The following is a 21,733-nucleotide window of genomic DNA, read 5'->3' as shown; positions in this document are numbered from 1 at the left end:
TACACTGTTGCTTTCGAGTTAATCTTTTGAAAGATCTGCTAGGATTGTATCAACGTACTGCTTAGCCATTACAGAGTTATCAAACATTACAGAGTACTCATCTCCTTTAAATTTCTGACGAAAGTACTCTTCGCTCGATGGGTTAACACAACCAGGAATGGCCTTATTATCTATCCAACAGATCATAGATTCCAGGACTTTTTTCCTAGTGTATGTAGGCATTGCCATTAAGCTATCAAATGAGCTCAGCTCATCAAAGCTATGTACGTTCGGTGTCCCCGAAAACCATGTATCCCCCATAAGAATAGCCTTTCTCTCAAAACATGCCGCTTCGATACACGCAGTACCAGTTTGGCTAACTGTTAATAACGCGTTTCGAACTAGAGTTTCAGACTTAACTTCAGGATCCACTAAGTGGACATTCGGTAAAGACGCCAGCACATCATACAAATATGGACTTTTACCTCTATAACCCGGCAACATTCGTGTAAATTGAGAATAGTGTTCCTTAACATAAATAGGAATGTGAGAAGGGATAAATTTTCTCAAAGCCATCAAAGAATCATATGGCTGATAAAATAACCCCCCATCAGGATTAGATGTTCTTTCCGGCTCATAGTGTAGAGGGTAATATACATATTCAACATCAAGCTGAACGTTTGAAACATGACTCAAATAAGAATCTTCTAATTGAGTATGTAATCGATTCGCTGTTATTTGAGAGAAAATACTTTTTTTATTACTTCCTTTAAAAAAGTTAGTGTTTATTACATAAGAATTCTCGTTCTTCTTAGCTCTTGAATACTTGATACCTTTGCCTATAAGCTCTACATACTTCAGAAAGCCCAGCTTGTTTTTTTTGATATCATATTTCTTTTGAAGAACCATATAAAGAGGCTCTTCTGGTACATTTCCAAAAGATTCAACGTATTCTTCAAATATTGGCTTATAAATGTCAACTGTATCCGAGCTTGCTCTGCAAACATCAGCAGTTTCACCATAAAAGTCTTTGCATACATGTAACACCGGAGCAACACCCGATTCCATCATATGATATCTGGGTATATCTAACATTTCACAGATACCATACAATATCATCCCAACCGTAGAGTGAGGAGCTTCCGATGCAATAAATACATTTATTTCTTCACAAACGATCATATCATAATAATAGTTAAACAACTCATAAAACACAGCTTCCCTTTCCAACCTGCCGTATTTTCTCTCGTCGTCTTGCCTATCCATTATTTTGTATACTTTGTCTTTTAACAAACAAAACTTAGGGTTAAGGATAATCTCTTTACCTGGTGTGTGTTGTACTACTCTTTCATTCAAAACAACTTTATTGGCTTTAAAAAAACTTTCAACATTGCAGCTAGGAAATAATAACTTGGCACTTTCGTCAAGCTTTGTATCTCCGAACCAAATCCTTATATCAACATTGTTGTTTTTTAAATATTTCGCAACATCAATCCAGACACTTCGACCTGCTGGTACATATATGGCTTTCATTTTTATCTCTCAAAATCAACCAGAATTATAACTTTTAATCATAAACCGAATAAAAACATGATTCAAAAACAATTTATCTTATTATTCTCTTTAATATATTTAATTGTGAGCTTAGATATGTAAACTCATCGATATTGCTTACACATTCAGAGGGAGCTCTGCAATAGTCTATCAAATTGCTATGATATCACCAAAATGAGTTCAGATAATTGCGCCCCCCCACTTTAACTTCGCTCAAGGCTCAATATAAAACAGGGGGACATTAATAGAGGCTTTTATTACTACAGAGATTTATTTACTAAATCTGCTGATTTGATTCAAAGCCCCTTGTATATGAGTCACATTAGGTTGATCATCTTTCACTGGGCGATTAGTTTTATCCATCAGTTGGTACTGGCCACCAGACCCAACCTCTAAGATGTTATTGTCAGATATAATCGCATAACCACTATATTTAGAAGAAATAACCCATTCTCTAATAACCTCTTCACCCAGTAGGTCTTCCCCCACTGAGTAATCTTTAATGTCATTGGTTACGCCGAGGTAATGTTTCATGACTGTTGGCACAACATCTTGGTGGCTCGTCAGGCTTTTTGAAGACCACTTGGTGTCTAGTTTATCAATGCCCGGGCCAAATATCGCAAAAGGTACTTTCACTTGGGCATCAGTAAAGTTGCTGTTGTGCCCCCAGAAATTCAACTTGTTGTCGTTCATTTCTTGGCCGTGGTCACCTGTAATAATGACAACCGTGTTCTCAAGGTCACCTGTTTCTTTGAGCTTATTCAACACTTGTGATGCCACGGTATCAACGTAGCGCACACTCGTCTTATAGCGATTAAAGAATGGTTGTGGGTCGGTTTCATTATTCAACTTCAAGTAGTTAACCACTTCGAGCATTGGCTCATAACGAGGTTCGAAGCCTTTAGGGAAGTCATAACCATGCGGTGCATCGTAGAACAGGAATGAAAATGCCGGTTTCGACTGGTCACGCTTCTGGTACCAATCTAACCAATCTTTTGTCAGATCAGCATCCAGTTCTGAAGGTCGGTTACCTTTCGAGCCAATACGCAGATTGTCCACATTAGTGAATACTGTTTGGTTAAATTCCGGTTTTCTTAATTGTGCAGCGGTAAATATACCTAAATCGTAATCGAGCTCTTGTAGACGGTCGATGAGAACAGGGCTCTGTTGATTCGCTAAAAAGCCATGCCAGTAAGTACCTGGAATACCGTAAAACAGACCAAAAATACCGGTACGAGTCGCATTACCTGTCGCCATATGGTTCTCAAAGATTAGACCTTCTTGAGCGTATTCCCACATGACTGGCGTATTGTCAGCATTGAATGTGTCGTATCTCCAAGAGTCAACAACAAGGAACATAATGTTGACCGGCTTTTCAACACTCTCGACTTTCAAAGGAGACAGTGGGTAGTTCAGGTCGCTCTTGCGATTTAGTGTCAATGACTTTTGGCGAGCAATCGCTTCTTCATCAATCCAGCCATATTTTTTCATCATGCTGTTTGACGTCGCAGGATAGAACAGGGGTAAGTAACGCTTCACCATAGTCACAGGTTGATACGCGTGCGCAGCAGCCCAAATGTGGATGCCATGAGTCGCCAATAACGTTAGGAAAGTAATGAAAGCAAACTTACGACCGAGTTTGTACGAGCGTACTGGCGCATCATTTTCCAACCAGCGGATCAAAGTCCACTGAAGACCAAGTAGCAACGCAATCCCACCAATCACCATCACCCACGTAATCAGTGGGAAACTGACGATTTGCCCCGAGAGTACCAGCTCAAGGACAACAGCATTAATGTGGAAACGGTACTGTGCAAAAACAATCGTATCGATGAACAGAGTTGCGACACCAATGGAAGCGATGACGGCTTGCAATAGGTTTCTTGGCGTTTTGGGTAGAAACAGACTAGGTAGAGCAACAAGACCGATTAACGCCGCAATCAGCGTCATCTGCCCAAAAACAGACACAATAATAAAAACGACCGCTAATGGCTCTGAAGGAAACTCAGGCAAAAATGAGAAATAACGACACGCGATCAACATGGCAACGAGTGCATTCACCAGAATAAACCATCCGTGCGCGTGTAGCCTCTGTTTCAAAGACATATTTACTATCCTAACTAATTGTATAAGCGATTATTTCGCAGAGTAATCATTGTATCCAGCAAGCAGAGTCTCGAACTCCTCTTCTTGCCAATGTATTTGACGTTTATTGAGCTCTTTGAAGAAAGAGCGCTTCAGGCGGTCGAGGTTAGATTGCTTCCACGCACTCCCTTTACCGTAACCACACTTATCGAAATCGATAATCCAAACGCGTTCATGCTGATCGATGAGAATGTTATGAATATTTAAATCGGTATGGTTAACACCCAAACGGTGCATTTTCGCTATTTGTTGTCCAATTTGTCGATAAAGGTCTGCCGATACTGAGCGGGTTGTCAGGATATCAACAAGATCGGTAGCACCAGCGATCTTCTCACTCAACAAATCCGCTCGATAGGTGAACCCAGTTTTTACCGCTCTCGCAGCGATAGGTTTCGGGACATTGACACCGGCTTCAATCAGTTCGCTAAGCAGTTGCATTTCCAAGTAGCAGCGAGTCTTGTCCCAACCACCAAACCAATAGCTATCTTCAATCAACTTGCCAAACAGACCACCACGACGATAGTGTCGCAGTGCTGCAGGTAATTTCCCGGTATCAACAAACCAAGTTGTGCCTCGACCTGTTGCACTGCCAATCACACTTTCTTGGCCTTGCCAGTATTCGATATCAAACACTAACTCAGGAGGATGCTCCAACAGTTGCTCGTCGAACCATATGACAGAGTTGCGTGAGTGGATCTTTTTGATCATGAGTTAGATTACCAATAATGATTGATCAGAATAAAAGCCCAAGTAAAACCAGCAAATAGCAGAGCAACCAATACCGCTGCCGAACCTATGTCTTTGGCTCTACCACTCAGCTCATGGCGCTCAACTCCGACTCGATCGACAACCGCTTCAATAGCAGAGTTCACCAACTCAACAATTAACACCAGCACCACAGAGCCCAACATCAGAACCGTTTCTACAGGGCTAACATCCAACCAAATTAACGCGATGATCGCGACAGACAGTAAAACCAGCTCTTGTCGAATAGCAGCTTCATATTTGAATGCGGCTTTTAAGCCCTGAATTGAATATCCTGTCGCTTTGATAATCCGCTTCAGACCAGTATTTCCTGGCTTTCCTTGGTTTTCTATTGTCATAGGTGAGAGTTCTGCTATTTGATTGGTGTAAAATGAGCACTATTTTACATTTATCGGCACTCTCTGCATAATCTTAGGCAATTAAATTTGCGAGCGATTTTTATGCCCCTTTTTACTCAAGCACCTGAATCTGTTTGTTTTTTGCGTTTGTCTGCCATCGGTGACGTTTGCCACGCAGTCGCAGCAGTACAAGCCCTGCAAAAACAATGGCCTACAACCAAGGTCACTTGGATCATTGGTAAAGTTGAAGCCCAACTACTACAAGGGCTAGAAGGGGTAGAGCTTATCGTCTTTGATAAAAAAGCCGGCCTTGCTGGTATGAAAGCGATATGGAAACAACTATCTGACCGCAAGTTCGATGCATTGGTTCATATGCAGCTTGCTTTAAGAGCGAGTTTGCTCACTTTAGGCATCAAGGCCGATTATAAAGTCGGTTTTAATTTCAAACGAGCGAAAGAGGCTCAATGGCTTTTTACCAATAAAAAAATCGAGGATGTTCAATCTCAACATGTCCTCGACAGCTTCTACTCTTTTGTCGAATATTTAGGTGTGCCTCGCTCTGTACCCGAGTGGCACTTACCTATTGGTGCTGAAGATACTCAGTTTGCTAAAAACGCATTAGGGCAAAAAAACACGGTGGTGATTAGCCCAGCGGCAAGTAAAGATGAACGGAACTGGTTGCCTGAGCGCTACGCTGAATTTGCGGACTATGCGGTATCCCAAGGTTATCAAGTGGCGATTTGCGGCTCTCCAGCGGAGCGAGAAATGACCCTAGCGAAGGTGATCACGGATAAGATGGCTCACCCCGCCTTAAACTTGGTTGGAAAAACCTCTTTAAAACAACTGACAGCGCTCCTCAAAGAAGCTGCGGTTGTTGTAGCACCAGATTCTGGCCCAGCACATATAGCGACAACTCAGGGAACCCCTGTTATCGGCTTATACGGTCACAGTAACCCTCTAAGAACCGGTCCTTACAACGACCTAGCTTCTGTTATAAGTGTTTATGAAAAGCACGCTGAACTGCAACATAAAAAGCCTATATCTGAGTTACCTTGGAGTACTCGAGTTAAAGGCGACCATGTTATGGCTGATATTTCCGTAGCATCTGTTGTGCAATCTTTCGAAAAAATTACACAAGGTAAATAACATCATGCCAAGCTCAGCAAAACCAACTTTAGCCGTTGCTTTGATTGTTAAAAATGAAGCAAAAAATCTTGAGGCTTGTCTAAACACGGTGGCCGATTGGGTTGATGAAATTGTCATTCTCGACTCCGGCAGCACCGATGAAACTGAACAAGTTGCTCGTAAGTACACTGAAAAGTTCCATGTTAATCAGGATTGGCCTGGTTTCGGCCCGCAACGACGTATTGCTCAAGAGTATGTTGAGTCCGATTTTGTGCTTTGGCTAGATGCAGATGAACGTGTTACCGATGAGCTACAGGTAAGCATTAAACAAGCCGTTGAAAAAAATGAACCGAACACGCTCTACAGCATTTGTCGTCTGAGCTGGGTGTTTGGTCGTTATATACGTCATTGTGGTTGGTATCCAGACCGTGTTGTGCGCTTATACCCTACGCAACTAACTCAGTACGATACTGCGCAGGTTCATGAAAAAGTGTTGGTTGATAAATCTATGGTCGTCAAAGACCTTGCCGGTGACGCGATTCACTTCACTTACAACGACCTTGAACATTACCTCAAAAAATCCAACTCTTATGCTCTGGCTTGGAGTGCAGACAGAGCCAAACAAGGTAAAAAAGGCAGCTTTTCAAGTATTCTTACTCACTCTTTAGCCTGTTTTGTAAAAATGTATATTCTTAAAGCAGGCTTCCTAGACGGAAAACAGGGCTTGTTATTATCGATGCTCTCAACACACTACACCATCGTGAAGTATTCAGATCTCTGGATCAGAACATCGACCAAAAAACATGACATGCGTGATGCCCAAAAATAAGATGCCAAATAAACGAGAATCTACTATGAATATTTGCCATGTGAATCTTGCTACTGGGTTTAGTGGGGGAGAGCGACAAACGTTAGTGTTGATAAAAGAGCAAATTAAGCTCGGCTACACCCTGACCGTCGTTGCTAATCCTAAAAGCCCTTTTTTTCATGAAGTTGAAAAACTTAACTGTCGTGTATTCGCTGCGAAACATTTCTTACTCGGTCACAGCTCAAAAATCACCAGAGATTGTGCTGTGATGCATGTTCATGAAGGTCGAGCTATCTACTGGGCTTACATCCAAAAGTTGCTTTTCAAAACGCCTTACATCATCACGCGTCGCATTGATAACCCTCTGAAAAATAAATCTCTATCGCTAAGAGCTTATGACTCAGCGTCTGCCATCACTGGCGTCAGCAACAAAGTAGTAGAAGTGGTCAAGCAAAGACACCCTGATGCCCACGCCGTCTTCATACCTGACTCTCCAGCAAGGTACACATCAGACCCTATAGAAGTTCAAAAGATACGTGAGAAGTTTGAAGGCAAGTTTCTCGTCATCAAAGCCGCCAAAATGTATCAACATAAAGGCTTCGACGTCGCGATTGAAGCGGCAGCGCTGCTCAGTAAGGTGAATAAGGATATTGAGTTCGCTCTGCTTGGCGATGGTCCTGAGTTCGACACGCTTAAACAACTCGCTGCGGACACACCCAATGTTCATTTCATGGGCAACCAAACAGAGATAGGAAACTGGTTTGAGGCTGCAGACTTACTCATACATACCTCTTATACCGAAGGAATGGGCTCTGTAATTTTGGAGGCGATGGCAGCAGGACTACCCGTCGTGGGCTCAAAAGCAGGGGGCATTCCTGATGTTATTACGCACGATGAATCTGGGTTGTTGTTTGAAATTGCAGATGCCAAGGAACTGAACACACACATTCAATCTCTCTACAACTCGAAAGAACTGCGAGACAGACTCATCGACGGTGCAACACAACACCTGAATAAATTTGAGATCGAAACCACGGCTCAAACTTATCAATCACTCTACCAACAGTTTGAGAAATAGTTATGAACAAGAAAGTTCTTTACCCTGGTACGTTTGATCCACTCACTAATGGACACCTTGATCTCATAGAGCGAGCAGCAGAAATGTTCGATGAGGTGATCATTGCCGTCGCCGCCAGTCCAAGTAAGAACACCATGTTCACACTGGAGGAGCGTGTAGAATTTTGTATCGAAGTCACTAAGCACCTTGATAACGTGACAGCACAAGGGTTCAGTGGGCTTATGGTCGATTTCGCGAAAGAAGTTGAAGCCAATGTCTTAATCAGAGGCCTACGCACAACGGTCGACTTTGAGTACGAATTTGGACTCACCAACATGTACCGCAGACTCATGCCAGGCTTAGAGAGCGTATTCCTAACGCCTGCAGAAGAGTACGCCTTTATCTCTTCGACTATCGTCAGAGAAGTCGCCATTCATGGTGGTGATGTCACTCAATTCGTTCCTAGTGTGATTGCAGAGGCGCTTCACAGCAAAACTCACATTTAGCAAACAGCCCTCTTATTGAGGGCTGTTTTGTATTTTCTGCTAGGGCTGTGCTGTCACTTGATAGCGTAAATAGTAGTTCTGCAGTTTGCGATACTCCTGAGCCCAATCTTGGTCTGGGTTTTCGACACTGCTGTTCAAGTTAAATACACTATTTTGATCGCGCCAAGGAAACAGTTTTTCTGCATTGCCGTTGGCAAACGCTCCATGATGGGTAATCGTACGAGCACTATTGTAACCAATATTACTCACACCATCTTGAGACAGCATGTTTTCACCGCCTAGAGAAATATACGCTTGGTCAGACAAACTGAAGTGATACAGCGTTGGATAGACATCTCGATGGGATCCAATTCTATGTTGGTCATACTCATAGTCTGTATGCTCTAAAATTGCATCTGGAACATACATATAAAAAGGCGCACCATACGTTAGGCCGAACTCTTCCTTGGTATCCGTCGCCAAATAACGAACACGATGATCACCTGATGCCGCTATCAAGGTTTGGTTACCTAACGGCGATGCTTTCACACCCGTAATAAATTGTCCCAAAGCGTCATTCGCATATTGGTAGACCTGAAGAAGGTTTGTCGCTTCCTCTGCCATTGGGCCGAGTAACTGTTTTAGTCGCTCGCTCTCTCGTACTGGCTTGGCTTGATAGTCTGACGGCGCTCTAAACGGGGAGTGGTTGGTCACCGTCATGATGTATATCATCTGCGGCTTGTCCGCTTCCTCAAGCAATTTACGGGCAAACTTAAAGGTAAATTCGTCTGGGACTCCCCAAGTATCCGCTTCCTCTTTAGCTTCTGGGAAGGCTTTAATGATGCTGTTTTCGTCGTAAACCACATCAAAACCTTGGCGGGGTAAATAGTTGGCGAGGTTACGCCACATACTGTTACCACCATAGATAAACACCACATCATAGCCTGCCTGTTTATATGGCAAGACAGCAGAGCTTGGCAGCTCAACGCGTTGTGCATTTGAGTGGCTGATGGTCGGTATATCGCTGTGGAACAACATCATAACAATGCTATCTATCGTTGCAGATGTACTCGCCATGAAGCGCTTAAAGACAAAATCTTCATCAAAATGTGTGCGTAAAGAGCCCAGCAGGTCATTGTTTTCTGGATCATCTTCGACAAGCACATTGTTTCCAAGCCCTTCCATCAATGCCATCACAACGTGAGGTTGGTGAGTTTCTAGGTACTCATTTTTAGGCGTCGTATACACTGGATTAGGTTGCCCTAACACTTGAAGCATTTGCTGCTCTAGAGCTTGCTTGGAAATAGGCTCAAATTTGGATTGTTTTTTATAGTCACTCTTAGCCCAATCGAGCGCCATAAAGGCATTAGGGGTAATATTATTAAGCGGAGCATATTGAGATACATTGGCATGATAACGCTTCAAAGGTAACGTACCGACAGACCCTCGAGCAATCACCACCGTCACAGCAATCATAGCGACAACAGACACAGTAACGTGCCACCAACGACGAGCCTCCCAGTGTTTATTCTCTATACGAGCCAATAACTTACTTGAACCCACATAGCCAAGTAGTCCAATGAAAATAGCCGTCAAAAACGATCGTAGGATTGGATAATCTGCCCAAGCATTTTCTAGTACCGCTTCAGTATCGTCATCGATTAATCCAAAAACAAAAACATCAATATAGCTACCGTAAGTGACGTAGTAGTAGTAGTTAGCAATAGACATTCCCGACAACAAGAAAAATATCAAGGCACTGTAGCTAGGGATAATTCGAGCGAACTTTCTGTAAATGGAAGAGAAGCTAGCAACAATCAGCCCCACCAGCAACAAAGGGGCAAACCCAATTGCGACCACTTTTGCGTCAAAACGGAGCCCAACCCAGAAAGCACGCCAGACATCCGTCTCGATACCGATTAATTCTGAAGGGTCCACAACCTGAAAGTAGAACAAAGCACGAGAAAGAGACAGGAGGGCAATACCCGCAATAAAAAGCACGATAAGTGTGCGAGTCAACTTACGATAATTTTGGTCAAAATCCATGTTTTACGCTTCTGGAAGAGGTGGTTAAATCAAGCGCAGCATGATATCACAGCTCAATACCATGCTCGGTTTATATTCAGGAAATGCGTTTTCTAAAGTTCCTAGCTTTGGCAAGAATCACAGAAAAACGTATTTCTCTGTCCAATTTTCTGCTCTTGCAGTGCTTCCCCACAACTTGGGCAAGGCTCGCCCGCTTTACCATAGACCTGCAGCTCTTGCGCAAAGTAACCGGGTTTACCGTCCGCTTGAGCAAAGTCTTTGAGTGTGGTTCCGCCTTGCTTAATTGCGGTGGCAAGAACTTGTTTGATCTCGTGAGTCAGAAGATCCCACTCTGTTGCGGTGATCTTATTGGCGGGTCGCAGCGGGTGAATTTTGGAAGAGAACAGCGCTTCATTGGCATAGATGTTACCAACACCCACCACGACTTTGTTGTCCATAATGAACTGCTTAACTGGGACGCGACGCTTCTTCGCAAGCTCAGCAATGTAAAGAGCGTTGAACGCCTCCGTCAGCGGCTCTGGGCCCGCTCCTAGCAATACCGGGTGTGTTTCATCAGCAGGACTCCATAACCATGCACCAAATCGACGGGGATCGTTGTATCTCAAAATCTTTCCGTTGGTTAATTTGAGATCGACATGGTCATGTTTGCCTGGTGCGAATTCCGCATCAAGCACTCTTAGTGAGCCAGACATCCCCAAATGCACAATCGCATTCCCTGCCTGAGTTTGAATGACCAAATACTTCGCGCGTCGAGTTATCTGTTCAATCACCTTACCTTCCAACAGCTTAAGTTCCTGAGGAATATCCCATCTCAACTTTGGTGTACGAAAAGTAATGGATTGAATCGTTTGACCAACCAAATGCGGGCTTATCCCCATACGGCTTACTTCAACTTCAGGTAACTCTGGCATATCACGCTCTTATTAATCACAAAGGTTTAACACGATGTTCTCGCGTAAGCCCATAAATTACAACTCAAACGTTAACCCTAAAGAGAGCCACATCAGTTCTTCCCCAACTTTTGCTTCAGCAAAATACTTGTCGTTGTTGTAACCGGCTAAAACCGATGCATCGTCTTCGACTAATGCCGTGGTGGTCGTATCCGCTGCAAGCTCAAACCCAAAGTAAAATGGGTAGTCCTCACTGGCTAAGTTGTATTGGTAGCGCGCAATCGCAAATGTTCCCCATTCACCATTAGTGATGGCATTCTGATGACTCGGATCTAAAACTCTATCGTCGACCTCATACTGTTCTTTCGCATATAGACCTTTGTATTCAGCCGAGATCCAATGTTGATCATTGACTCGGTATCGTACGCCGCCCGCGTAGGTTTTTGAGTCACGAAAATCTGAATTCCCCATCGCGTACTTAACAAAGATATCCCAAGTTTCCAGCTCATAGATAAAGCGAACACCTAAGCCCCCTTCAACACTGTTTTTGGTGTGATAGAAACCCGGCTCACCAACATAAGTGCCGTCTAAAAGGTTGGTACTGACTTCAAAGGTATGCGAATGCACATAGAGTGGTAATAAGCTCAATAAAACAACGAGTCGTCTTTTCATATTGCTCTCCCTAAAAACCAACTCTAGAGATTGAGTTGTCTTTCAAGTGTAGGAAGCAATTTGCATTAGCAACAAAGCAAAAAGAAAGAAGTATTAGACTTCGAGTTGTTATGGCATCAAGTACTCAGGTTCAACCGACACGGCTAGCCACTTACCCTGCCAGTTCTGTAACAGCCAAAAATCAGGCAATCGGTAGTAAGTAATACGCTGAGGCTCTTCTTGGTTGAGATACCACACCTCAATGGTTTGTGGTGAACTCAGAGACGCGCTAAGAGATTGATATGTCTCGTCTTCGACTTCTGTGCCAACAAGCTGTTGCCAACGCTGTGAGAGGGTTTGAGCACTTGGTTGTGTCAGTTCTACAGGTCGGCCTTGTTCCTGATACTCCCAGCCATTCTCACTCAACACAATTGACCACTGCGAAAAATGCATTGCGGTGATTTGATCTGATGGGTTCAGTAGGTAAGGAAAGCCGCTTTCAGACGTAACTTCAGCTTCAGGCGCTAACAGATAAGCTTTGATGATCGTTGGCAGGTTGAGTACGCCAATAAAGGCAATCACACTCAGGATTAGAATGTTGTTCCAGCGGCGACCACGGTATCTCATTGCTTTTACTCATCTCTGCACAAAGAAGACTCAGTATAGCGTGAAAGTGGCGAGATATTCTATCTGGTGGCGATTGCGGCAAGCGTTGTGGCAAATTATAGGTATAAAAAAACCCAGCGATAAGCTGGGTTTTTCAATTCTTTCTTCTACTTAAGAAGAGCCAAAAAAGCATCAATTACTTGATTTTCGCTTCTTTGTACATAACGTGCTGGCGAACTACTGGATCAAACTTTTTGATCTCAAATTTGCCTGGCATGTTACGCTTGTTCTTGTCAGTTGTGTAGAAGTGACCAGTACCTGCAGAAGATACTAGACGAATTTTCTCACGAATGCCTTTAGCCATTGCTTAATTCCTCTTAAACGTTTTCGCCGCGTGCACGGATATCAACAAGAACAGCATCGATGCCTTTCTTATCAATGATACGCATACCTTTAGCAGTTAGACGTAGTTTAACAAAACGTTTTTCGCTCTCTACCCAGAAACGATGAGTTTGTAGGTTCGGCAGAAAACGGCGCTTAGTAGCATTGCGTGCGTGTGAACGGTTGTTACCCGTTACTGGACGCTTACCAGTTACTTGGCATACTCGGGACATGAATGTCTTCTCCAATCGTTTCAGCTCGATATCAACCTTGGTGGCCGAACCTCTCTATCTATAAAAAATAGAAGGTAAAAACCGTTATGGAAAACCCATACAAGGCTATCAAAGGTCGCGCATTATACTAACTTGACGCGCATTGCTCAAGACCCGAACAGATCCTTTTTAAGGATTTCGTGATCTTTTTTTGTGCAACACAGCTTGCTTGAGTAATCAGAGCTGATTTAAGGTCTAAAAATGTGGGCGAATCATAGCAGATTTCTAGCAACTAACAAGCCATAATGTGATTCAAATCCACCCACGTTCAGCAAAAGAGACCACTTCACCATCACCAACCACGAAATGGTCGAGCACCCTAATGTCCACCAGCGCCAACGCATCGGTTAATCTGCGCGTGATTCTTCTGTCGGCTTGGCTCGGCTCTGCGACGCCAGACGGGTGATTGTGAGCCAATATCAGCGCCGCAGCGTTGTGGTGCAGAGCCCGTTTGACGACTTCTCTAGGATAAACAGACGCAGCATCAATCGTGCCCTCAAACATCACTTCATCCTTAATCACCCTGTTCTGATTGTCTAGAAATAGGATATAAAAGGCTTCGCGTTGGCGATCCCTTAGCACACTCGAAAGATAGAGCTTTGTGTGGGTCGGGCTCGTTAGCGCGTCGCCTCTGTTTAGCGTCTCGGCAAGATAGCGCTGGGTCATCTCCAACACCGCTTGCAGTTGAACATACTTAGCCTGCCCCAACCCTTTATGCTGGCAAAACGCTTTCTCGGAAGCAGAGAACAACTGACGCAGAGAACCAAAATCTTGGATAAGAAAATCGGCCAGCTCGATAACATTCATGCCTCGCGTACCAGTGCGCAGAAAAATAGCGAGTAATTCGGCATCCGACAACGCTTGTGGTCCACGTTGCAGCAATTTTTCTCTTGGCATTGAATCGTTAGGCAAAGCTTTCAGTATCATTAGGCGGCTCTGTAGGTGAATAAGCCCCTATTGAACAAAATAAAAAACGAAAGTCGTATCTGACTTTCGTTTTTTTCGTTAACCACTGCTTTTCTATGTAATTGAGCGATCCATCAAAGCTTAAAGTTTCCAACCAGATCGTGAATTTCAGATCCTGACTGCGACAACTGAGTGCTAATGCTTTCTGCATGCTGAAGTGTGTCGTTGATATGGTTTACGATTTGCTGAATCGCCACTAGGTTCTGATTGATATCCTCAGCGACCGCGCTCTGCTCTTCTGCCGCCGTGGCGGTTTGAATACCGCGATCTCGAATCATACCGATAGAGTGCTGCACGCCAGACAGAGATTGTTGGATCATTGACGACTCTTCAACCGTCTTCGCGCCACGCTCCTGGCTCGCCGACATAGTCGTCACCGCTCGTGATACGCCTGTTTGCAGCTGCTTGAGCATATCACCAATTTCATGGGTACTGTTTTGTGTGCGGCTTGCTAGCGAACGAACCTCATCAGCAACCACGGCAAAGCCACGACCTTGCTCACCGGCACGTGCAGCTTCTATCGCCGCGTTCAATGCGAGTAAGTTGGTCTGCTCAGCAATTTCGCCGATCACATCTAGCACCTTGGTAATTTGCTCGGTTTGTTGGCTCAGCTCTGCGATCGCTTCAGAGGAGCTGTTGACCTCATCGACCAATTTACTGATTCCATCAATCGCTTGATCCACTTCACGCTGCGCCTCGGTCACTTGTCCGTTGGCATCATCAATCGCCTGCGCCGTTTCATGGGTATTGCTGGCGACCTCTTTAGCCGTCATGCTCATTTCCGTCACCGCTGTGACCACTTTATCGGTTTCGAGGCAGTGATTTTGCATTTGAGCACTGGCTTGAGACGTCTGCGAATCCAGTTGCCCAGAGACGCTTTGTACGGTATCGGCAGAACGTTGAATGTCCTGCATCAGCGGATGAAGCTTATCCATAAACTCATTAAAGGCCGATGCCACCTCTCCGACTTCATCTTTACTTTCCATTTTCAGACGCGCCGTTAAGTCACCGCCACCTGCCGCAACATCTTGTAAAGACTTAGCAATATGCTGCAGTGGTTTAATGCCTTTAGACACAATAATGCTCGTCAGCACGCAAGTGATAATAAGACCAATGACCGAGATTGTTATTGCTGACAGCGTATGTTCATTCAGCTCTTGGGTACGCAGTTCACGCTGCATCGCTACTTGCTGATCAATATCATCAATGTAGATCCCGGTACCCAACACCCAGTCCCACTTAGGCAAGTACTCGGCGTAGCCTAATTTTGGCGCCTGTGCATCAATGCTTGGTTTATGCCAAGAGAAATACAGAAAACCATCGCCGTTTTTAGACGCATCAATCAAACCACCAATAACCGCCACGCCATTTTCATCTTTCAAACCGATGAGATTTTTGCCTTCTAAGGACGGTTTAATCGCATGCAGCGTGTTAACACCTTTCGAATCATACGCAAAGAAATAACCATCACTTTCAAAACGCATCGCTTTAAGGATATCTTTTGCCGCTTGTTTGTTATTGCCGTTGACGTCTGTATCATACAGCGGCTTTATCGCGGTAACGCCCATCATCATGTAGGCTTGCAGCTCTTTCTTGCGTGTATCGATCAACTCTTGTCTGTCGCGCGCCAATTCAGCTTCTAAGCTATTACTGCCGTTAATGTAATAGACCACCGAGATCAATGTGGTGATCAACAACAAAGGGATCAGAGTCACCAGCAGCAATTTACCTCGACTTTTCAGTACCATTTTTTCCACTACCTCATTATTGTTATTTTCCCCTCCTATCTTGCAGAGCAGGCAAAGATTGTCTGTGAGGTAGACGAAGGTTTTATATAACTCTCAGCAATTAATATTCTGTAGTTTGATATCGATTAGCTTCTCCTCAGATTTGCAGAGGTGATGACAGAATCAGTTGTGTTAAAATCGTCGCCAGAAAATTGGAGATTTAAGATGCAAACACTCGCAGGAAAGAAAATTCTACTCGGTATCAGTGGCGGTATTGCCGCGTATAAATGTGCGGAGCTAACACGTCGCCTAATAGAAAGAGGGGCACAGGTCCAAGTGGTGATGACGCACGCAGCGAAGGAGTTTATCACCCCACTCACCATGCAGGCCGTCTCGGGTAGGCCGGTGTCTGATAGCTTGCTTGATCCTGCGGCGGAAGCGTCTATGGGTCACATTGAGTTGGCAAAATGGGCTGATCTGGTGCTACTTGCGCCTGCAACAGCGGACTTGATTGCCCGTATGGCAGCTGGCATGGGTAACGACCTATTGACCACACTCGTCCTTGCAACCGATGCGCCAGTTGCGGTCTCCCCTGCGATGAATCAACAGATGTATGCCCACCCAGCAACGCAAGAGAACATCGCGACTCTGAAGCGTCGTGGTTGCCAAATCTGGGGCCCAGCGGCTGGAGAGCAAGCGTGTGGTGATGTTGGTATGGGTCGTATGCTAGAGCCTATGCAGCTTGTTCACCGTTGTGAGAACTTCTTTCAGCCAAAACCTCTTGAAGGGCGTAGCGTACTGATCACTGCGGGTCCAACTCGAGAAGCGATCGATCCTGTTCGCTACATCTCTAACCATAGCTCAGGCAAGATGGGTTACGCACTGGCAGAAGCGGCAATCAAGCTCGGCGCAACGGTAACGCTAGTGAGCGGCCCTGTTGCTTTAGCAACGCCAGAAGGTGCAACACGAGTTGACGTCGAGAGCGCTCAGCAGATGTTCGATGCTGTTATGGGCTCAGCACCACAACACGATGTCTTCATTAGCTGCGCCGCCGTAGCCGATTACCGCCCTCGCACCGTAGCCGATCAAAAGATGAAGAAGGTCGACGGGACTGATGATATGTCTATCGAGATGATTAAGAACCCAGATATCGTCGCGACTGTCGCAGCCATGACGCAAGATCGTCCATTCACCGTTGGTTTTGCAGCAGAAACTCAAGATGTAGAGAAGTACGCGCGTGGCAAACTGGAGAAGAAGAACCTCGATATGATCTGTGCCAATGATGTATCGGTAGAAGGGCAAGGCTTCAACAGCAACAACAACGCATTGAACCTTTACTGGAACAATGGTGAACAATCGCTTCCTTTAGAGAGCAAAGAGGCATTAAGTTTTAAGATCTTGGAGCAAATCGAAATACTTCTTGAAGCGTAGCCGCATTTTTGCGCTGACAATACCCTGACATCTCTCGATTCTGTTGACCTAATGCTTACAGAGCTAGGAACAGAATTGATTGGTGTTTATAATCCTTTTCACTCATCATCCTCTCTATCAAAGGAAGTAAACAGATGGCTGGTACCCGCAAATCGAACCGTCGTGAAGAAATTCTACAAGCGCTTGCTCAAATGTTGGAGTCAGCAGAAGGCGCCTCTCGCATCACAACGGTAAAACTGGCCAAGCAGGTCGGTGTATCAGAAGCTGCACTTTATCGCCATTTCCCAAGTAAAGCGCGCATGTTTGAAGGGTTAATCGAGTTCATCGAAGAGGCGCTAATGTCGCGCATTAATCGTATCCTTGATGAAGAGAAAGATACCTTAGAGCGTATTCGATTAGTGCTCCAACTGATCCTTGTTTTCTCAGAACGTAACCCTGGCCTGACTCGTATTTTGTCTGGTCATGCTCTAATGTTTGAAAACGAACGTCTACGCGATCGTATCAACCAGCTATTTGAGCGTATCGAAACACAGCTGCGTCAGATCCTGCGTGAGCGCAAGATTCGTGAAGGCAAATCTTTCCCTGTGGATGAAAGAATTCTTGCCGCTCAATTGCTTGGACAGGTTGAAGGTAGCCTCAATCGCTTTGTGCGTTCAGACTTCAAATACCAGCCGACTGAGAACTTTGATGCTTACTGGGCGCTACTGAGTGCTCAAATTAAATAAATTCATAACCTAAGCGGTGCTTATGACGACAAAAACCAGTTCGACACAACACGTAATCACCAAACCACCTTTTCAGCTTTCTCTACTGCACCCTAAATATTGGGGTGTTTGGTTCGGTTTTGGCTTGCTTGCCTTCATTGTTAATGTGCTGCCTTATCGCGCTCTGCTGCTGATTGGCCGCTCTCTAGGCGCGATTGGCGCTCGTTATGGTAAAAAGCGCGTTGCTATCACCGCACGCAACCTAGAACTCGCATTTCCCGACAAACCCGCCGACGAAGTTGATGCGATGGTGCAAGAGAACTTCAAGAATACTGGCATGGCGCTTATCGAAACCGGCATTACTTGGTTCTGGCCAACGTGGCGCTTTAAGCGTCTGCTGGTCGACAAGGACACCCAAGCTCTGCGCACTCATCAACAAAATGGCAAGGGCGTACTGCTATGCTGTGTTCATGCGCTTAACCTAGAGATCACTGCTCGCGGCATGGCGGTATTGGGCATTCCGGGTCTTGGCGTCTATCGCCCACATAACAACCCTGCTTATGAGTTCATTCAGTACCGTGGTAGAACTCAAAATGGCAACCGCTTGATTCACCGTAAAGACGTTAAGCGTATGATCAAAGTACTGCGCAAAGGGGAGATCCTTTTCTACCTGCCAGATCATGATTACGGCCGTAACAAGTCGGTATTTGTGCCTTTCTTTGCTGTCGAAGATGCCTGCACCACTACTGGTACCAGCATTTTGGCTTACACCAGTAAGTGTGCTCTAGTTCCGGGCTCTGGCTTTAGAAATGAAGACGGCAAGTATGAGATCATCGCTAATGAGTCCGTAGAAGCAGATTACCCACAAAAAGATGAGAAAGCTGCGGCGGCTTACATGAACCGCTACCTAGAGAAAACCATCTTAAGAGCACCAGAACAGTGGATGTGGCTGCACAAGCGCTATAAGACCATGCAAGATCCAGAAGTGCCAAAAGGCATTCGCTACAAATAAACGTTCACCAAAAGAAAGGGGCTGATGATTCATCAGCCCCTTGTGCATTTTATATTCTCAACAGAATCGCATTAAATGCCGTACTCAGCGCGGTACGCTTTCACTGCTTCTAGATGCTCTTTGTCTGTACCTTTCTCTTCAAGGAAAGTGACTAGATCAGTCAAGCTAACGATTGAGATGATTGCGCAACCGAAATCGCGCTCAACTTCTTGAATCGCAGACAGTTCACCTTTGCCCTTCTCTTGACGGTCAATCGCGACCAGAACGCCCGCTAAGTCAGCACCGTTCGCTTGGATGATTTCCATTGACTCACGAATCGCTGTACCTGCTGTGATCACATCGTCCACCAGCATGATGCGACCTTCCAGTGCGCTACCGACTAGGTTGCCACCTTCACCGTGGTCTTTCGCTTCTTTACGGTTAAAGCAGTAAGGCGTGTCTACATCATGGTGATCTGCCAGCGCAACTGCCGTTGTCGTTGCGATTGGGATACCTTTGTATGCAGGGCCAAACAGTACATCGAATTCAATGCCAGAATCTGCTAGTGCTGCTGCGTAGAAACGACCTAGGCGTGCTAGATCACGACCTGTGTTAAACAATCCAGCATTGAAGAAGTAAGGGCTCTTACGGCCAGACTTTAAAGTAAACTCACCAAACTTAAGTACTTCTTTCTCTAGTGCAAATTCAATAAATTCACGTTGATATGCTTTCATGCTCATCCTCTAAATTAATTTACTTTCCAGTTCCTAACTTCCAATCACTTAGGAAGCTAACAATGATGTATTTTCTAAATAGATAGCTCTACAACAAGGCAGCAAGGTTTTTCAGACCTATGTGATTAGGGTGAAAAATTGCAGCTAACGCGGGTGTAGAGTTATATATGACGAAAATAAAAAAATAGCCCCTTAAAAAGGAGCTATTAAAATTGATTATTCTGCCAACGCCGACTTCTGCGCTTCAACAATATCGGCAATGCCCTTATTCGCTAGGGCTAGAAGCTGCATCAGCTCTTCGTGGCTAAACGGTTCGCCTTCTGCGGTGCCTTGAATCTCAATCATCTTACCGTCTTCCGTCATTACAACGTTCATATCGGTATCAGCTGCTGAATCTTCAACGTATTCAAGATCACACAGAGCTTGTTCACCAACGATACCCACTGAAACTGCCGCAACGTGGCCTTTCATTGGGTTCGTTTTAAGCTTACCGCTCTCTAATAGGTGATTAATCGCGTCAGCCATTGCTACGCTTGCACCAGAGATAGACGCAGTACGCGTACCGCCATCTGCTTGAATAACATCACAATCGACAGTGATCATGATTTCACCCATCGCTTTTAGATCGACCACAGCACGTAGGCTACGCGCGATCAGACGTTGGATTTCCATCGTACGACCGCCTTGCTTACCGCTCGCGGCTTCACGACGGTTACGAGTGTGTGTTGCACGTGGCAGCATACCGTATTCTGCGGTTACCCAACCCTTTCCTTGACCTTTCAACCAACGCGGTACGTTCTCTTCTACCGTCGCGTTACATAGAACTTTGGTGTTACCAAACTCAACCAACACAGAGCCTTCAGCATAAGCTGTATAGTTACGAGTAATTTTAATTGGACGAACTTGATCTACAGCGCGGTCATTTGGACGCATAAGTATCTACCTTATTAGTCTTATCTTTAGGTGTTTAACTATTGAAAGTGTCTGTCACCTAAGAAAGGGGTGAGACAAATTGGATTGGGACGAGATTATATAGCAGTTTGTGGTGCAAAGCTATTTATCCTGAAGCTCAGCGCTTCCAGAGCAGCTTCTAAACCAACAACGCGATGGACGCACATAGCACCCCGTATCGTGATACTATGCGTGCGCGTTATTTTCAGAATGATAAAAGACAGGAAAATTCGATGATTTATAGTATGACGGCATACGCACGTAAAGAAGTGAAAGGCGATTGGGGTACAGCTGTGTGGGAAATCCGCAGTGTAAACCAGCGCTACCTTGAAACTTACTTCCGCATGCCAGAGCAGTTCCGTGGCCTAGAGCCAATCCTTCGCGAGCGTTTTCGTAAACGTCTAGCACGCGGTAAGGTTGAATGTAATCTACGCTTTGAAGCAAACCCTGCGGCAAAAGGCGAGCTGAGCATCAACGAAGGCCTAGCACAACAGGTGATCAATGCTGCGAACCAAGTAATGGGGATGACTGGCGAAGAGAGCCGTCTAAACCCGTTCCAGGTGATGAACTGGCCTGGTGTGATGGAAACACCAGAGCAAGACATGGACGCGATCAACAAAGACCTGCTAGCCGCGTTTGATGACGCAGTGAAAGATTTCATTGACGCACGTGGTCGTGAAGGTGAGAACATGAAGGCTCTGATCGAACAGCGTCTAACTGCAATCACAGACGAAGTTGTTAAGGTTCGCGCACGCATGCCTGAGATCCTAGAGTGGCAACGTGAGCGTCTTCTTAATAAGTTTGAAGAAGCGAAGATTGAGCTTGAAGGTGCACGTGTTGAACAGGAACTGATCCTACTGGCTCAAAAATCTGACGTCGCTGAAGAGCTAGACCGTCTAGATTCTCACGTAAAAGAAGCCACTAACATCCTGAAGAAAGGGGGCGCATGTGGCCGTCGTCTAGACTTCATGATGCAAGAGTTCAACCGTGAATCCAACACACTAGCATCTAAGTCTATCAGCACAGACATCACCGCATCAGGCGTAGAACTTAAGGTTCTTATCGAGCAGATGCGTGAGCAGATTCAGAATATTGAATAACCTATTAGGCTTCCACCTAACCTGATT

The 21,733-nt window shown here is 45.1% G+C and carries 22 protein-coding genes; 8 read left to right on the top strand and 14 right to left on the bottom strand.

Annotated features, from left to right (window positions below; genetic code table 11):
- Positions 1-18: 18 nt before the first annotated feature.
- From vsple_RS00780 to vsple_RS00765, 4 genes are all read right to left on the bottom strand, one after another.
- On the bottom strand, positions 19-1,512 hold the full coding sequence (locus vsple_RS00780) for a hypothetical protein (protein ID WP_261882389.1): 1,494 nt from the start codon (positions 1,510-1,512) through the stop codon (positions 19-21).
- A 291-nt stretch (positions 1,513-1,803) separates the two neighbouring features.
- Positions 1,804-3,639, bottom strand: coding sequence for a DUF3413 domain-containing protein (locus tag vsple_RS00775; RefSeq protein ID WP_261882388.1), 1,836 nt, complete (start codon positions 3,637-3,639; stop codon positions 1,804-1,806).
- Between the two features lie 30 nt (positions 3,640-3,669).
- The gene (locus vsple_RS00770; RefSeq protein WP_261882387.1) at positions 3,670-4,386 is read right to left on the bottom strand and encodes a 3-deoxy-D-manno-octulosonic acid kinase; all 717 of its coding nucleotides are present in this window, start codon (positions 4,384-4,386) and stop codon (positions 3,670-3,672) included.
- Positions 4,387-4,394: 8 nt separating this feature from the next.
- Entirely contained in the window at positions 4,395-4,781 is a 387-nt protein-coding gene (locus vsple_RS00765) for a diacylglycerol kinase (RefSeq protein ID WP_261882386.1), read from the bottom strand.
- Between the two features lie 102 nt (positions 4,782-4,883).
- Between vsple_RS00765 and vsple_RS00760 the strand changes: the two genes are divergently transcribed.
- From vsple_RS00760 to coaD, 4 genes are read left to right on the top strand one after another with little or no spacing between them, the layout of a single operon-like run.
- A complete protein-coding gene (locus vsple_RS00760; protein ID WP_261882385.1) occupies positions 4,884-5,927 on the top strand; it encodes a glycosyltransferase family 9 protein in 1,044 nt (347 codons plus the stop codon).
- A gap of 4 nt (positions 5,928-5,931) precedes the next feature.
- Positions 5,932-6,735, top strand: a complete 804-nt coding sequence (locus vsple_RS00755; protein WP_261882384.1) for a glycosyltransferase family 2 protein — start codon at positions 5,932-5,934, stop codon at positions 6,733-6,735.
- A gap of 25 nt (positions 6,736-6,760) precedes the next feature.
- Entirely contained in the window at positions 6,761-7,792 is a 1,032-nt protein-coding gene (locus vsple_RS00750) for a glycosyltransferase family 4 protein (RefSeq protein WP_261882383.1), read from the top strand.
- Positions 7,793-7,794: 2 nt separating this feature from the next.
- Positions 7,795-8,277 carry a pantetheine-phosphate adenylyltransferase gene (coaD, locus tag vsple_RS00745; protein WP_255231668.1) on the top strand — a complete coding sequence of 161 codons (483 nt, stop codon included), beginning with the start codon at positions 7,795-7,797 and terminating at the stop codon, positions 8,275-8,277.
- A 39-nt stretch (positions 8,278-8,316) separates the two neighbouring features.
- On the opposite strand, the gene vsple_RS00740 is transcribed toward coaD, so the two are convergent.
- The 8 genes from vsple_RS00740 to vsple_RS00705 form a co-directional block, all read right to left on the bottom strand.
- Positions 8,317-10,302: an LTA synthase family protein gene (locus vsple_RS00740; protein WP_261882382.1), complete on the bottom strand. Its 1,986-nt coding sequence runs from the start codon at positions 10,300-10,302 to the stop codon at positions 8,317-8,319.
- Positions 10,303-10,403: 101 nt separating this feature from the next.
- On the bottom strand, positions 10,404-11,213 hold the full coding sequence (gene mutM, locus vsple_RS00735) for a bifunctional DNA-formamidopyrimidine glycosylase/DNA-(apurinic or apyrimidinic site) lyase (RefSeq protein WP_261882381.1): 810 nt from the start codon (positions 11,211-11,213) through the stop codon (positions 10,404-10,406).
- Between the two features lie 57 nt (positions 11,214-11,270).
- Positions 11,271-11,864, bottom strand: a complete 594-nt coding sequence (locus vsple_RS00730) for a hypothetical protein (RefSeq protein ID WP_261882380.1) — start codon at positions 11,862-11,864, stop codon at positions 11,271-11,273.
- A gap of 108 nt (positions 11,865-11,972) precedes the next feature.
- Entirely contained in the window at positions 11,973-12,470 is a 498-nt protein-coding gene (locus tag vsple_RS00725) for a hypothetical protein (protein ID WP_261882379.1), read from the bottom strand.
- A 175-nt stretch (positions 12,471-12,645) separates the two neighbouring features.
- The gene (rpmG, locus tag vsple_RS00720; RefSeq protein WP_002535344.1) at positions 12,646-12,813 is read right to left on the bottom strand and encodes a 50S ribosomal protein L33; all 168 of its coding nucleotides are present in this window, start codon (positions 12,811-12,813) and stop codon (positions 12,646-12,648) included.
- A 13-nt stretch (positions 12,814-12,826) separates the two neighbouring features.
- Positions 12,827-13,063, bottom strand: coding sequence for a 50S ribosomal protein L28 (gene rpmB / locus vsple_RS00715; protein WP_004728407.1), 237 nt, complete (start codon positions 13,061-13,063; stop codon positions 12,827-12,829).
- A gap of 291 nt (positions 13,064-13,354) precedes the next feature.
- The gene (radC, locus tag vsple_RS00710) at positions 13,355-14,029 is read right to left on the bottom strand and encodes a RadC family protein (RefSeq protein ID WP_255231673.1); all 675 of its coding nucleotides are present in this window, start codon (positions 14,027-14,029) and stop codon (positions 13,355-13,357) included.
- Positions 14,030-14,142: 113 nt separating this feature from the next.
- A complete protein-coding gene (locus vsple_RS00705; RefSeq protein WP_261882378.1) occupies positions 14,143-15,816 on the bottom strand; it encodes a methyl-accepting chemotaxis protein in 1,674 nt (557 codons plus the stop codon).
- Between the two features lie 204 nt (positions 15,817-16,020).
- Between vsple_RS00705 and coaBC the strand changes: the two genes are divergently transcribed.
- From coaBC to vsple_RS00690, 3 genes are all read left to right on the top strand, one after another.
- A complete protein-coding gene (coaBC, locus tag vsple_RS00700) occupies positions 16,021-17,226 on the top strand; it encodes a bifunctional phosphopantothenoylcysteine decarboxylase/phosphopantothenate--cysteine ligase CoaBC (RefSeq protein WP_261882377.1) in 1,206 nt (401 codons plus the stop codon).
- 134 nt (positions 17,227-17,360) lie between these two features.
- Positions 17,361-17,951, top strand: coding sequence for a nucleoid occlusion factor SlmA (gene slmA / locus vsple_RS00695; protein ID WP_032551139.1), 591 nt, complete (start codon positions 17,361-17,363; stop codon positions 17,949-17,951).
- Positions 17,952-17,973: 22 nt separating this feature from the next.
- The gene (locus tag vsple_RS00690) at positions 17,974-18,942 is read left to right on the top strand and encodes a Kdo(2)-lipid IV(A) acyltransferase (RefSeq protein ID WP_261882376.1); all 969 of its coding nucleotides are present in this window, start codon (positions 17,974-17,976) and stop codon (positions 18,940-18,942) included.
- A 71-nt stretch (positions 18,943-19,013) separates the two neighbouring features.
- Here vsple_RS00690 and pyrE read toward each other — a convergent pair whose 3' ends face one another.
- Together pyrE and rph are read right to left on the bottom strand one after the other, a co-directional pair.
- A complete protein-coding gene (pyrE, locus tag vsple_RS00685) occupies positions 19,014-19,655 on the bottom strand; it encodes an orotate phosphoribosyltransferase (RefSeq protein ID WP_026000307.1) in 642 nt (213 codons plus the stop codon).
- A gap of 216 nt (positions 19,656-19,871) precedes the next feature.
- On the bottom strand, positions 19,872-20,588 hold the full coding sequence (rph, locus tag vsple_RS00680) for a ribonuclease PH (protein WP_032551137.1): 717 nt from the start codon (positions 20,586-20,588) through the stop codon (positions 19,872-19,874).
- 251 nt (positions 20,589-20,839) lie between these two features.
- On the opposite strand from rph, the gene vsple_RS00675 reads away from it, so the two are divergent.
- On the top strand, positions 20,840-21,706 hold the full coding sequence (locus vsple_RS00675) for a YicC/YloC family endoribonuclease (protein ID WP_261882375.1): 867 nt from the start codon (positions 20,840-20,842) through the stop codon (positions 21,704-21,706).
- The last annotated feature ends 27 nt before the right edge of the window (positions 21,707-21,733 follow it).

The organism is Vibrio pelagius, from assembly GCF_024347575.1.
GTDB classification, from domain to species: domain Bacteria; phylum Pseudomonadota; class Gammaproteobacteria; order Enterobacterales; family Vibrionaceae; genus Vibrio; species Vibrio pelagius.
The sequence above is the reverse complement of the archived record's forward strand: the minus strand, read 5'-3'. Positions and strand labels throughout refer to the sequence as shown.

Excerpts from the sequence above, each read along its gene's own strand:
- vsple_RS00760 (WP_261882385.1), top strand. The coding sequence starts at position 4,884 with ATGCCCCTTTTTACTCAAGCACCTGAATCTGTTTGTTTTTTGCGTTTG.
- vsple_RS00750 (WP_261882383.1), top strand. The coding sequence starts at position 6,761 with ATGAATATTTGCCATGTGAATCTTGCTACTGGGTTTAGTGGGGGAGAG.
- vsple_RS00780 (WP_261882389.1), bottom strand. The coding sequence starts at position 1,512 with ATGAAAGCCATATATGTACCAGCAGGTCGAAGTGTCTGGATTGATGTT.
- vsple_RS00770 (WP_261882387.1), bottom strand. The coding sequence starts at position 4,386 with ATGATCAAAAAGATCCACTCACGCAACTCTGTCATATGGTTCGACGAG.
- vsple_RS00730 (WP_261882380.1), bottom strand. The coding sequence starts at position 11,864 with ATGAAAAGACGACTCGTTGTTTTATTGAGCTTATTACCACTCTATGTG.
- rph (WP_032551137.1), bottom strand. The coding sequence starts at position 20,588 with ATGCGTCCAAATGACCGCGCTGTAGATCAAGTTCGTCCAATTAAAATT.
- mutM (WP_261882381.1), bottom strand. The coding sequence starts at position 11,213 with ATGCCAGAGTTACCTGAAGTTGAAGTAAGCCGTATGGGGATAAGCCCG.
- vsple_RS00725 (WP_261882379.1), bottom strand. The coding sequence starts at position 12,470 with ATGAGATACCGTGGTCGCCGCTGGAACAACATTCTAATCCTGAGTGTG.
- rpmG (WP_002535344.1), bottom strand. The coding sequence starts at position 12,813 with ATGGCTAAAGGCATTCGTGAGAAAATTCGTCTAGTATCTTCTGCAGGT.
- vsple_RS00775 (WP_261882388.1), bottom strand. The coding sequence starts at position 3,639 with ATGTCTTTGAAACAGAGGCTACACGCGCACGGATGGTTTATTCTGGTG.
- vsple_RS00755 (WP_261882384.1), top strand. The coding sequence starts at position 5,932 with ATGCCAAGCTCAGCAAAACCAACTTTAGCCGTTGCTTTGATTGTTAAA.
- vsple_RS00675 (WP_261882375.1), top strand. The coding sequence starts at position 20,840 with ATGATTTATAGTATGACGGCATACGCACGTAAAGAAGTGAAAGGCGAT.
- pyrE (WP_026000307.1), bottom strand. The coding sequence starts at position 19,655 with ATGAAAGCATATCAACGTGAATTTATTGAATTTGCACTAGAGAAAGAA.
- slmA (WP_032551139.1), top strand. The coding sequence starts at position 17,361 with ATGGCTGGTACCCGCAAATCGAACCGTCGTGAAGAAATTCTACAAGCG.
- vsple_RS00765 (WP_261882386.1), bottom strand. The coding sequence starts at position 4,781 with ATGACAATAGAAAACCAAGGAAAGCCAGGAAATACTGGTCTGAAGCGG.
- coaBC (WP_261882377.1), top strand. The coding sequence starts at position 16,021 with ATGCAAACACTCGCAGGAAAGAAAATTCTACTCGGTATCAGTGGCGGT.
- vsple_RS00690 (WP_261882376.1), top strand. The coding sequence starts at position 17,974 with ATGACGACAAAAACCAGTTCGACACAACACGTAATCACCAAACCACCT.
- vsple_RS00705 (WP_261882378.1), bottom strand. The coding sequence starts at position 15,816 with ATGGTACTGAAAAGTCGAGGTAAATTGCTGCTGGTGACTCTGATCCCT.
- coaD (WP_255231668.1), top strand. The coding sequence starts at position 7,795 with ATGAACAAGAAAGTTCTTTACCCTGGTACGTTTGATCCACTCACTAAT.
- rpmB (WP_004728407.1), bottom strand. The coding sequence starts at position 13,063 with ATGTCCCGAGTATGCCAAGTAACTGGTAAGCGTCCAGTAACGGGTAAC.
- radC (WP_255231673.1), bottom strand. The coding sequence starts at position 14,029 with ATGATACTGAAAGCTTTGCCTAACGATTCAATGCCAAGAGAAAAATTG.
- vsple_RS00740 (WP_261882382.1), bottom strand. The coding sequence starts at position 10,302 with ATGGATTTTGACCAAAATTATCGTAAGTTGACTCGCACACTTATCGTG.